12 protein-coding genes are annotated in these 10,701 nt (G+C 67.4%); 10 read left to right on the top strand and 2 right to left on the bottom strand.

The window, feature by feature from the left end; all coding sequences use genetic code 11:
- Positions 1 to 58 precede the first annotated feature (58 nt).
- The 3 genes from rfaD to cysM all read left to right on the top strand — a co-directional run bounded on the left by rfaD (position 59) and on the right by cysM (position 2,539).
- On the top strand, positions 59 to 1,051 hold the full coding sequence (gene rfaD / locus AC1RQF_RS19970) for an ADP-glyceromanno-heptose 6-epimerase (protein WP_274001871.1): 993 nt from the start codon (positions 59 to 61) through the stop codon (positions 1,049 to 1,051).
- A gap of 72 nt (positions 1,052 to 1,123) precedes the next feature.
- Positions 1,124 to 1,441, top strand: coding sequence for a ComEA family DNA-binding protein (locus tag AC1RQF_RS19975; RefSeq protein WP_274001873.1), 318 nt, complete (start codon positions 1,124 to 1,126; stop codon positions 1,439 to 1,441).
- Positions 1,442 to 1,636: 195 nt separating this feature from the next.
- Positions 1,637 to 2,539, top strand: a complete 903-nt coding sequence (gene cysM / locus AC1RQF_RS19980; protein ID WP_274001876.1) for a cysteine synthase CysM — start codon at positions 1,637 to 1,639, stop codon at positions 2,537 to 2,539.
- 73 nt (positions 2,540 to 2,612) lie between these two features.
- Here cysM and mltB read toward each other — a convergent pair whose 3' ends face one another.
- Positions 2,613 to 3,848, bottom strand: a complete 1,236-nt coding sequence (mltB, locus tag AC1RQF_RS19985) for a lytic murein transglycosylase B (RefSeq protein WP_492872788.1) — start codon at positions 3,846 to 3,848, stop codon at positions 2,613 to 2,615.
- Positions 3,849 to 4,027: 179 nt separating this feature from the next.
- On the opposite strand from mltB, the gene AC1RQF_RS19990 reads away from it, so the two are divergent.
- A complete protein-coding gene (locus AC1RQF_RS19990) occupies positions 4,028 to 4,951 on the top strand; it encodes a histone deacetylase family protein (RefSeq protein ID WP_492872789.1) in 924 nt (307 codons plus the stop codon).
- 16 nt (positions 4,952 to 4,967) lie between these two features.
- On the opposite strand, the gene AC1RQF_RS19995 is transcribed toward AC1RQF_RS19990, so the two are convergent.
- Positions 4,968 to 5,789, bottom strand: a complete 822-nt coding sequence (locus AC1RQF_RS19995) for an alpha/beta hydrolase (protein WP_443111589.1) — start codon at positions 5,787 to 5,789, stop codon at positions 4,968 to 4,970.
- A 302-nt stretch (positions 5,790 to 6,091) separates the two neighbouring features.
- On the opposite strand from AC1RQF_RS19995, the gene AC1RQF_RS20000 reads away from it, so the two are divergent.
- From AC1RQF_RS20000 to AC1RQF_RS20025, 6 genes are all read left to right on the top strand, one after another.
- Positions 6,092 to 7,126, top strand: coding sequence for a methionine ABC transporter ATP-binding protein (locus tag AC1RQF_RS20000; protein WP_274001885.1), 1,035 nt, complete (start codon positions 6,092 to 6,094; stop codon positions 7,124 to 7,126).
- A complete protein-coding gene (locus AC1RQF_RS20005; protein WP_274001887.1) occupies positions 7,116 to 7,769 on the top strand; it encodes a methionine ABC transporter permease in 654 nt (217 codons plus the stop codon). Before AC1RQF_RS20000 ends, AC1RQF_RS20005 begins: the two co-directional genes overlap by 11 nt.
- A 28-nt stretch (positions 7,770 to 7,797) precedes the next feature.
- Positions 7,798 to 8,589 (top strand): MetQ/NlpA family ABC transporter substrate-binding protein, encoded by a 792-nt coding sequence (locus AC1RQF_RS20010; RefSeq protein WP_492872790.1) that lies wholly within the window; start codon positions 7,798 to 7,800, stop codon positions 8,587 to 8,589.
- A 215-nt stretch (positions 8,590 to 8,804) separates the two neighbouring features.
- Positions 8,805 to 9,554, top strand: coding sequence for an electron transfer flavoprotein subunit beta/FixA family protein (locus AC1RQF_RS20015; RefSeq protein ID WP_274001891.1), 750 nt, complete (start codon positions 8,805 to 8,807; stop codon positions 9,552 to 9,554).
- Positions 9,555 to 9,569: 15 nt separating this feature from the next.
- Positions 9,570 to 10,505, top strand: coding sequence for an electron transfer flavoprotein subunit alpha/FixB family protein (locus AC1RQF_RS20020; RefSeq protein ID WP_492872792.1), 936 nt, complete (start codon positions 9,570 to 9,572; stop codon positions 10,503 to 10,505).
- A 108-nt stretch (positions 10,506 to 10,613) separates the two neighbouring features.
- A partial coding sequence (locus tag AC1RQF_RS20025; protein ID WP_492872793.1) for an acyl-CoA dehydrogenase N-terminal domain-containing protein occupies positions 10,614 to 10,701 on the top strand: 88 nt, incomplete at its 3' end.

Below are 10,701 nucleotides of genomic sequence, written 5' to 3' on the forward strand. Positions count from 1 at the left end.
CGACGTCGCGGCGCCCCGGGCGTTCGCCGACGGATTTTTCTTTTAGAGCAGGATGACCATGACCCTGATCGTCACCGGCGCGGCCGGTTTCATCGGCGCGAATCTCGTGAAGGCGCTGAACGAGCGCGGCGAAACGCGCATCATCGCCGTCGACAACCTGACTCGCGCCGACAAGTTCAAGAATCTCGTCGATTGCGAGATCGACGATTACCTCGACAAGACCGAATTCATCGAGCGTTTCGCGCGCGGCGATTTCGGCAAGGTGCGCGCCGTGTTCCATGAGGGCGCCTGTTCGGACACGATGGAAACCGACGGCCGCTACATGATGGACAACAACTTCCGTTACAGCCGCGCGGTGCTCGACACCTGCCTCGCGAACGGAACGCAGTTCCTGTATGCGTCGTCGGGCGCGACCTACGGCGGCTCGACGCGCTTCGTCGAGGAGCGCGAGGTCGAGGCGCCGCTCAACGTGTACGGCTATTCGAAGTTCCTGTTCGACCAGGTGATCCGCCGCGTGCTGCCGACCGCCAAGAGCCAGATCGCGGGCTTCCGCTACTTCAACGTGTACGGGCCGCGCGAGACGCACAAGGGCCGGATGGCGTCGGTCGCGTTCCACAACTTCAACCAGTTCCGCGCGGAAGGCAAGGTCAAGCTGTTCGGCGAGTACAACGGCTACGCGCCGGGCGAGCAGACCCGCGATTTCGTGTCGATCGAGGACGTCGTGAAGGTGAAACTGTTCTTCTTCGATCATCCGGAGAAGTCGGGCATCTTCAACCTCGGCACGGGCCGCGCGCAGCCGTTCAACGATGTCGCGACGAGCGTCGTCAACACGCTGCGCGTGCTCGACGGCAAGACGCCGCTCACGCTCGCCGAGCAGGTCGAGCAGGGGCTCATCGAATACATCCCGTTCCCCGACGCGCTGCGCGGCAAGTATCAGTGCTACACGCAGGCCGACCAGACGAAGCTGCGCGCGGCCGGCTACGACGCCGCGTTCCTGACGGTGCAGGAAGGCGTCGACCGTTACGTGCGTTGGCTGTCCGGCCAGGTGTAAGCGCGGCGCTTCCCTGCCTACACTGGGTCTCACGGTCGGCAGCCGCCGGCCGTTTTTTTCAGGGAGATCCAGATGTTCAAGAAGATCCTTGGCGCGGCCGTCGGGTTGGCCGTGGCCGCGCATGCGTGGGCGGCCGTCGATGTGAACACCGCGAGCGATGACGCGCTGCGCGGCATCCGGGGCGTGGGTCCGGCAAAGGCGCGCGCGATCATCGACGAACGGACCGCGCATGGCCCGTTCAAGGACGGGGCGGATCTGGCCCGGCGCGTAAAGGGCATGGGCGGCTCGACGGTCGAACGCCTGCAGGCCGAGGGCCTCACGATCGGCGCGGCGAAGCCTGCCGCCGCCGCGCCGCCGTCGAAAGCGGCCGGCGCACCCGCGCGAAAATAGTCCGGGCTGCAAAATATCGCCCACCAGGCTCCTTCAGCCGTCGTGCCGTGCGGCGACGGTTTGCCCGCGGTCCGCCGCGGGTTTTTTGCGTGTTCGTCGGCGTGCGTGCCCCTCGCGTCGATGGGGTGAAGCGCGCGCGCGTCGGTGCTGGTTTAGAATCGCTCAATTAACCGGCTTCGTTCTATCGTCACGTTCATGGCTTACAAAACTATCGAAGACACGATCGGCAACACGCCGCTCGTACAACTGGTCCGGATCCCGGACGACGAGATCCGCGCGCGCAACAACGTGGTCCTCGCGAAGCTGGAAGGCAACAATCCGGCCGGTTCGGTGAAGGATCGGCCCGCGCTGTCGATGATCCGCCAGGCCGAGGCGCGCGGCCGGATCAAGCCGGGCGACACGCTGATCGAGGCGACGAGCGGCAACACCGGCATCGCGCTCGCGATGGCGGCCGCGATCCGCGGCTACAAGATGCTGCTGATCATGCCGGAGGACCTGTCGGTCGAGCGCCGTCAGAGCATGGCGGCCTATGGCGCGGAGATCCTGCTGACGCCGGTGAAGGGCGGGATGGAGCTGGCCCGCGATCTCGCCGAGCAGATGCAGCGCGAAGGCAAGGGCGTGATTCTCGACCAGTTCGCGAATCCGGACAATCCGCTCGCGCACTACGCCGGCACGGGTCCCGAGATCTGGCGCGACACCGAGGGCCGCGTCACGCACTTCGTGTCCGCGATGGGCACGACGGGCACGATCATGGGCACCTCGCAGTATCTGAAGGAACAGAACCCGCAGATCGAGATCGTCGGCGCGCAGCCCGAGGAGGGTTCGCGCATCCCCGGCATTCGCAAGTGGCCCGAAGCCTATCTGCCGAAGATCTTCGATCGCAGCCGGATCGATCGCGTCGAGAACGTGAGCCAGGCGGCGTCCGAAGCGATGGCGCGCAAGCTCGCGTCGGTCGAGGGGCTGTTCTGCGGGATCTCGTCGGGCGGCGCGTGCGAAGTGGCGCTGCGCGTCGCGCGCCAGGTCGAGAATGCAACGATCGTGTTCATTGTGTGCGACCGGGGCGATCGCTATCTGTCGACAGGGGTGTTTCCCGCCTGACGGCGTTCGCGCGCCGACATGAAAAAAGCGCAGCTGACAGCGGCGCTTTTTGCTGGTGAAGGCGGCGTGCGCGTTACTGCGGGTCGGGCTGCGCAACCGGCGCGGGGGCGGGCGTCAGCGCGCCGCCGGCCGCCATCTGCTCCTTGACGCGCTCGCCGAGCTGGTACACCGCGAGCGCGTAGAAGAAGCTGCGGTTGTAGCGGGTCAGCACGTAGAAGTTCTTCAGGCCGAGCTTGTATTCGGTCGCGCGGCCCGGCGTCGGCAGGTCGACGACCGTGACCGGCGTTCCCGCCTCGGCCGCGACGTTCAGCGACGGCTCGTCGAGCACGAGCCCCGCGCGCAGCAGCTGTGACAGCGCCCAGTGCGGCTCGGGCTGGCCGTCGGCGGCGGCTTGCGCCACGCCCTGGCTGCCGGTGTCGGGCGAGATGTTCCAGATCACCGGGCGATCGGTTTCCCAGCCATGCTGCTTCAGGTAGTTCGCGACGCTGCCGATCGCATCGGCCACGCTCGCGCGCAGATCGATATGGCCGTTGCCGTCGTAGTCGACGGCGTAGTCGCGGATGCTGCTCGGCAGGAATTGCGGGATGCCGACGGCGCCCGTATACGAGCCGAGCACGCTCGTCGGTTCGATCTGACTGTCGCGCGTCCACAGCAGGAAGTCTTCGAGGTTCTTGCGGAAGGTGGCCTGGCGCGCGTCGCGATTCGGCGTGTTCGGATAATCGAAGGCCAGCGTGGTGAGCGCATCGAGCGTGCGGAAGTTACCCATGTAGCGGCCGTAGATCGTCTCGACGCCGATGATTCCGACGATCACCTCGGGCGGCACGCCGAACTCGGCGGATGCGCGCTGCAGCGTGGCCTGATTCGCACGCCAGAATTTCACGCCCGCGTTGATCCGCACGGTGTCGAGAAAGCGCGACTGGTAGACGCGCCAGTTCTTCACCGACGGCGACGGGGCCGGCGTGACGAGCTTCACGGCGGTCGCCGAGTAGCTGGTGCGCGCGAACAGCGCGCGCAGCGCGGCGGGATCGAAGTTGTCGCGCGCGCTGACGTCGCTGATGAAGGCGTCGATCGTCGGGTTGTTCGCGTAGCGCTGCGGAACGATCTCTTCCTCGAAGGTTTGCCCTTGCGGCGCGGCCTGCGCGGGTTGAGCCTGTTGCGGCTGCGCCTGCGCGACGGTCAGCGGCGCGGTCGGCTGCGTCTGCGCGCAGGCGGCGGACACGCCGAGCGCGGCGGCAAGCGACAGGACGGCGAACGGAAGACGGCGAAGGACAGCGGATGAGACGGATGCGGCAGGCGGTTTGAAAGTCATGGCGAACCGGGGCGGTCGAGGCATTGTGTACGGCGCAGTATAACCGACGCCCCCCGGCCGTCGGCCCGGGAAGCGGCCGTCATGTGGTAAGTTAGCGGCGAACTTCGCGCAAGACGATTGTGTGAACACATTGAGGGAGACGACGGCGCGCGCGCGACCCGTGCCGCGCGCCGATGCATATGGCAACCGCCTTTTACACCCACCCCGACTGCCTGCTGCATGAGATGGGCGACTGGCATCCGGAATGTCCGGCGCGGCTGTCGGCGATCCGGGATCAGCTGATCGCGGGCCGGATCGACGACCTGATCGTGCACGAGACGGCGCCGTTCGCGAGCGAGGCCGCGCTTGCGCGGGTCCACACGCAGGCGCACATCGACTACATCAAGCGCAGCGCGCCCGCATCGGGCTACGCGGAACTCGATCCGGACACGCTGATGAATCCGCATACGTGGCGCGCGGCGCTGCGCGCCGCGGGCGCCGCGGTCGAGGCGACCGATGCGGTGCTCGACGGCCGCTACGACAACGCGTTCTGCAGCGTGCGTCCGCCCGGCCATCATGCGGAGCCCGCGCGCGCGATGGGCTTCTGCTTCTTCAACAACGTGGCGATCGCCGCGCGGCACGCGCTCGAGGCGCACGGGCTCGAACGCGTCGCGATCATCGATTTCGACGTGCACCACGGCAACGGCACCGAGGCCGCGTTTGCGAACGACGAGCGGGTGCTGATGTGCAGCTTCTTCCAGCATCCGCTGTATCCGTTCTCGGGCGTCGAGCATCAGGCGCCGAACATGGTGAACCTGCCGATGCCCGCGCGCACGGGCGGGATGGCGGTGCGCGAGGCGGTCGACATGATGTGGCTGCCGCGTCTCGACGCGTTCCGGCCGCAGATGCTGTTCGTGTCGGCGGGCTTCGACGCGCACCGCGAGGACGAGATCGGCAACATGGGGCTCGTCGAGGCCGACTACGAATGGCTGACCGAACAGATCTGCGCCGTCGCGCGGCGTCACGCGCAAGGGCGCATCGTGAGCTGCCTCGAAGGCGGCTACAACCTCTCCGCGCTCGGCCGCAGCGTGGTGGCGCACCTGCGCGTGCTGGCCGGGCTGTGACGCGCGCCGGCGCGCATCACGTGCGCGCCGCGATCCAGTCGAGCAGCGCGCCGATCACGCGTTCGCGTTCGAGGTCGGCCATGGTCTCGTGATAGCCGCCCTCGTAGAGCGTCAGCGTGCGGTCGGGCGAGCCCACCTGGGTGCCGAACACACGGCTGCCGTCGGGTTCGGTGAGCTTGTCCGCGGTGCCGTGATAGACGAGCACCGGCAGGCGCAGCGCGCCGCGTCCGCGTTCGATGCGCTCCATGGCCGAGAGAATCTCCGCGCCCGTGCGCGCCGGCACCGCGTCGTGATGCACGAGCGGATCCGCGCGGTTCGCACCGACCACGGCCGGATCGCGCGACAGCAGCGCGGCATCGATCTTCAGCGCGGGAAAGCCCGGCCATAGACGGCTCACGATGCGGCTCAGCGCGAGCATCCAGCGCGGCACGTCGCGCCCCGGCGCGAGCGCGGGGCTCGACAGGATCAGGCCGGCGAGCGGCGGGCCGCCGGCGGCCCGCTCGATCGCATACAGCGCGGCGATCGCGCCGCCCATGCTGTGCCCCATCAGGAACAACGGCGTGTTGTCGCGCGCGGCGCGCGCGACGAGCGCGTCGGCATCGAGCAGGTATTGGTCGAAATGGTCGATCCACGCGCGCCGGCCCGGCGAGCGGCCGTGGCCGCGCAGGTCCGTCGAAACCAGCTCGATCCCGGCCGCGTTCAATCGCTCCGCGAGCGCCTGATAGCGGCCGGCGTGCTCGGCGAGGCCGTGCACGAGCGCGATCGTCGCACGCGGCCGGGCGGGCGCCGCGACCGGCCAGCGCGACGACGTCAGCTCCAGGCCGTCCGCGGTGCGCAGCCGGTCGTGGATCGGTCCCTGCGGCGTGGCGGCGGGCGCGGCGTCCCGGGCGGACAGCGTGTCGTTCATGGCGGGCGTCTCCGGTTCGAATGGGGCGTGGTCGTGTCGCACGATCATAGTCGCGGCAGCGTGCGGCGACTATGCGGTGTCCTCTAATTTCGCCTGGTTATGAAACGCTCGGAATCGATTATTAAGATTCATGAGGGGATTGCGGTAAAATCCGCCGCTATTCCAAGATACGGCGGCCGGCAGGCGAAGCAGGGAAGCTCGGCTTTGTCCGCTACCGTCGTTTTGTTTCGCTCATGATCGAAATTCGCAATCTTTCACAGCGGTTCGCCGGCCCGCAAGGCTGGATCGAAGCGCTGCACAACGTCAACCTGACGATCCCGCAAGGCGAGGTGTTCGGCATCATTGGCCGCAGCGGCGCGGGCAAGAGTACGCTCGTGCGCACCCTCAATCTGCTGACCCGGCCGTCGGAGGGCAACGTGGTGGTCGACGGCCGCGACCTGACGCAGCTGTCCGCGAGCGCGCTGCGCGCCGCGCGCCGCGACATCGGCATGATCTTCCAGCACTTCAACCTGCTGTCGTCGCGCACCGTGTTCGACAACGTCGCGCTGCCGCTCGAGCTGGCCGGCGTGAAGCGCGCGGAGATCGAGGCGACGGTGCTGCCGCTGCTCGAACTCGTGGGGCTGTCCGCGCAGAAGGACCGCTATCCGGCCCAGATCAGCGGCGGCCAGAAGCAGCGCGTCGGCATCGCGCGCGCGCTCGCGAGCAAGCCGAAAGTGCTGCTGTCGGACGAGGCGACTTCCGCGCTCGATCCGGAAACCACGCGCGCGATCCTCGAACTGCTCCAGCGGATCAATCGCGAGCTGGGGCTGACGATCGTCCTCATCACGCACCAGATGGAAGTGATCAAGCAGGTCTGCGACCGCGTCGCGGTGCTCGATGCCGGCCGCGTGGTCGAGACGGGCCGCGTGCTCGACGTGTTCCTGCAGCCGCATCACGAAGTGACGCGCGCGCTGATCGGCGACGTGATCGCGCAGGAACTGCCACCGGCGCTCAAGGCGCGCGTCGCCGAGCGCATGAAGACGGGCGCCGGTCACCTGCTGCGCCTGGCGTTCATCGGCTCGGGCGTCGACCAGCCGATCCTGTCGGAGACGATCCGCCGCTACGAGCTGGACTTCAACATCCTGCACGGCCAGATCGACGAGATCCAGGGGCAGGCGTTCGGGTCGCTCGCGGTGCTCGCGGGCGGCGAGCCGGGCAAGGTGGGGCAGGCGCTCGCGTATCTGCGCGAGCAGGGCGTGGTGGTCGAGGAGCTTTCGTATGTTGAGTGAAATGTTCGATATGTTCGTGCAGTCGTTCTGGGAGACGCTGATCATGGTCGGCATCTCCGGGGCGGTGGGCGCGCTCGTCGGCCTGCCGCTCGGCGTGCTGCTGTACCTGACCGATCGCCAGGGCGTGCTGCAGAACCTCGCGGTCAATCGCGTGCTGGGCGGCCTCGTCAATGCGGTGCGCTCGACGCCGTTCATCATCCTGCTGGTCGCGGTGATTCCGTTCACGCGGCTCGTCACCGGGTCGTCGATCGGCACGGCCGCGGCGGTCGTGCCGCTGACGCTCGCGGCGGCGCCGTTCGTCGCGCGTCTCGTCGAGACCGCGCTGCGCGAGGTCGATCGCGGCCTGATCGAGGCCGCGCAGTCGATGGGCGCGACCACCGGCCAGATCGTCTTCAAGGTGCTGCTGCCGGAATCGCTGCCCGGCATCGTCGCGGGACTGACCATCACGTTCGTGTCGCTCGTCGGCTATTCGGCGATGGCGGGCGCGATCGGCGGCGGCGGTCTCGGCGATCTCGGCATCCGTTACGGCTATCAGCGCTATCTGCCCGAAGTGATGTGGACGGTCGTCGCGATCCTGATCGTGTTCGTGCAGATCGTGCAGTCGTTCGGCGACTGGCTGGTGCGACGCCTCAGTCACCGCTGATCCCTTTGTCAGGAACCAGGAACCGGACATGCAACGACGCTTTGTCTTGAGATTGGCGGCCGCGCTCGGCGTCGTCGCGTGTTTCGCGGGCGCGGTCGACGCGCAGACCATCCGGGTCGGCGTGACGGGCGGCCCGCATGCGCAGGTGATGGAAGTGGTCAAGCAGGTGGCGGCGAAGCAGGGGCTCGACATCAAGATCGTCGAGTTCTCCGACTACGTGCAGCCGAACGCCGCGCTTGCCGCGGGCGACCTCGATGCGAACAGCTACCAGCACGCGCCGTATCTCGATGCGCAGGTGAAGGATCGCGGCTATCCGCTCGTCAAGGTGGCGGAGACCGTGACGTTTCCGATGGGCCTTTATTCGAAGCGCGTGAAATCGCTGGCCGAGCTGCCGCCGGGCGCGCGCATCGCGATCCCGAACGATCCGACCAACGGCGGCCGCGCCCTGTTGCTGCTGCAGAAGCAGGGCGTGCTGAAGCTGCGCGCGGACGTTGGTCTGAAGGCGACCCGCTTCGACATCGTCGACAATCCGCGCAAACTCAAGATCATCGAGCTGGATGCGGCGCAGATTCCGCGTTCGCTCGGCGACGTCGACGCCGCCGCGATCAATACCAACTATGCGATGGAAGCCGGCCTGAAGCCGAAACAGGATGCGATCGCGATCGAGGGCCCGAACGGCCCGTACGCGAACATCATCGCGATCCGCGCGGCGGATCGCGGCAAGCCCTGGGTCGGGAAACTGGTGGCGGCCTACCATTCGCCGGAGGTGAAGCACTACATCGAGAGCCGCTTCGGCGGCGCGGTGATCGCGGCCTGGTAAGGGCCGCGCGCGGGCGATTAGAGGCGAGGGTCGAGAGCCCGGGCTTTGCGTCCGGGTTTTTTCTCTTTTAAAATAGAACGATCGTTCGCTATTGCCGGCGCGCCGCTGAGGAGCGCTATCCTCGAAAACTGCAGACGGGCGGACACGTGGCGCCGCTCAGGCGGGCCTCGCTATAGAATGGCCGCTGGTCGTATTCGTAACTTTGGAGCGTGTGCATGAAAATCCTGGTGCCAGTGAAGAGAGTGGTCGATTACAACGTGAAGGTCCGGGTGAAGTCGGACGGCACGGGCGTCGACATTGCGAACGTGAAGATGTCGATGAACCCGTTCGACGAGATCGCGGTTGAAGAAGCCGTGCGCCTGAAGGAAGCGGGCGTGGCGACGGAAGTGATCGCCGTGTCGGTGGGCGTGTCGCAGGCGCAGGAGACGCTGCGCACGGCGCTGGCGATCGGCGCGGACCGCGCGATCCTCGTGGAGTCGGCTGATGAAGTGCAGCCGCTCGGCGTGGCGAAGATCCTGAAGGCGCTGGTCGACAAGGAACAGCCGCAACTGGTGATCCTCGGCAAGCAGGCGATCGACGACGATTCGAACCAGACGGGCCAGATGCTGGCGGCGCTGGCGAACCTGCCGCAGGCGACCTTCGCCTCGAAGGTGACGGTGGCCGACGGTAAGGCGACGGTCGCGCGCGAAGTGGACGGCGGCGCGGAAACGCTGTCGCTGACGCTGCCGGCCGTGGTGACGACGGACCTGCGCCTGAACGAGCCGCGCTACGTGACGCTGCCGAACATCATGAAGGCGAAGAAGAAGCCGCTGGAAACGGTGAAGCCGGCGGACCTGGGCGTGGACGTCGCGCCGCGCCTGAAGACGCTGAAAGTGGTGGAGCCGCCGAAGCGCGCGGCCGGCGTGAAGGTGGCGGACGTGAAGACGCTGGTCGAGAAGCTGAAGACCGAAGCCAAGGTGCTGTAAGGGGAGCGGACACAAATGACGATTCTGGTAATTGCGGAACACGACAACGCGTCGATCAAGGCGGCCACGTTGAACACGGTGGCGGCGGCGGCGAAGATCGGCGGCGACATTCACGTGCTGGTGGCGGGCCACAACGCGCAGGGCGCGGCGGACGCGGCAGCGAAGATCGCGGGCGTGAGCAAGGTGCTGCTGGCCGACGCGCCGCAGCTCGAAGCGGGCCTCGCGGAGAACGTCGAGGCGACGGTGCTGAATGTCGCGAAGGACTACTCGCATATCCTCGCGCCGGCGACGGCCTACGGCAAGAACATCGCGCCGCGGATCGCGGCGAAGCTCGATGTCGCGCAGATCTCGGACATCACCGCGGTGGATTCGGCGGACACGTTCGAGCGGCCGATCTACGCGGGCAATGCGATCGCGACGGTGCAGTCGAGCGACCCGATCAAGGTGATCACGGTGCGCGCGACGGGCTTCGACCCGGTGGCGGCGGAAGGCGGCCGCGCGTCGGTGGAGAAGATCGAGGCGGCGGCCGATGCGGGCCTCGCGCAGTTCGTGAGCCGTGAAGTGACCAAGCTGGACCGTCCGGAGCTGACGAGCGCGAACATCATCGTGTCGGGCGGCCGGGGCCTCGGCAGCGGCGAGAATTACACGAAGGTGCTGGAGCCGCTGGCGGACAAGCTGTCGGCCGCGCTGGGCGCCTCGCGCGCGGCGGTCGACGCGGGCTATGTGCCGAACGATTATCAGGTGGGCCAGACGGGCAAGATCGTCGCGCCGCAGCTGTACATCGCGGTCGGCATCTCGGGTGCGATCCAGCATCTGGCCGGCATGAAGGATTCGAAGGTGATCGTGGCGATCAACAAGGATCCGGAAGCGCCGATCTTCAGCGTGGCCGACTACGGCCTCGTGGGCGATCTGTTCACGCTGGTGCCGGAGTTGGTCGGCGAGCTGGGCTGAGCCCGGGCGCGGCGCGCCGCGCACTCACGCCGTTCAGGCATCGAACCGAAGGGGCGCGGCAAGCGCCCCTTTTTCATTGACAAGCACAGGCGACAGGAGAGGAGCACCATGAGCTATCACGCCCCCGTCAAGGACATGCTGTTCGTGATGAAGGAATTGGCCGGCCTCGACGCGGTTGCGCGGCTGCCGGGCTTCG

Source organism: Burkholderia sp. GW821-FHT14F03 (genome assembly GCF_058803765.1).

Coding starts and splice junctions, on each gene's coding strand:
- AC1RQF_RS19975 (WP_274001873.1), top strand. CDS start 1,124: ATGTTCAAGAAGATCCTTGGCGCGGCCGTCGGGTTGGCCGTGGCCGCG.
- AC1RQF_RS20000 (WP_274001885.1), top strand. CDS start 6,092: ATGATCGAAATTCGCAATCTTTCACAGCGGTTCGCCGGCCCGCAAGGC.
- AC1RQF_RS20020 (WP_492872792.1), top strand. CDS start 9,570: ATGACGATTCTGGTAATTGCGGAACACGACAACGCGTCGATCAAGGCG.
- rfaD (WP_274001871.1), top strand. CDS start 59: ATGACCCTGATCGTCACCGGCGCGGCCGGTTTCATCGGCGCGAATCTC.
- cysM (WP_274001876.1), top strand. CDS start 1,637: ATGGCTTACAAAACTATCGAAGACACGATCGGCAACACGCCGCTCGTA.
- AC1RQF_RS20005 (WP_274001887.1), top strand. CDS start 7,116: ATGTTGAGTGAAATGTTCGATATGTTCGTGCAGTCGTTCTGGGAGACG.
- AC1RQF_RS20010 (WP_492872790.1), top strand. CDS start 7,798: ATGCAACGACGCTTTGTCTTGAGATTGGCGGCCGCGCTCGGCGTCGTC.
- mltB (WP_492872788.1), bottom strand. CDS start 3,848: ATGACTTTCAAACCGCCTGCCGCATCCGTCTCATCCGCTGTCCTTCGC.
- AC1RQF_RS20015 (WP_274001891.1), top strand. CDS start 8,805: ATGAAAATCCTGGTGCCAGTGAAGAGAGTGGTCGATTACAACGTGAAG.
- AC1RQF_RS19990 (WP_492872789.1), top strand. CDS start 4,028: ATGGCAACCGCCTTTTACACCCACCCCGACTGCCTGCTGCATGAGATG.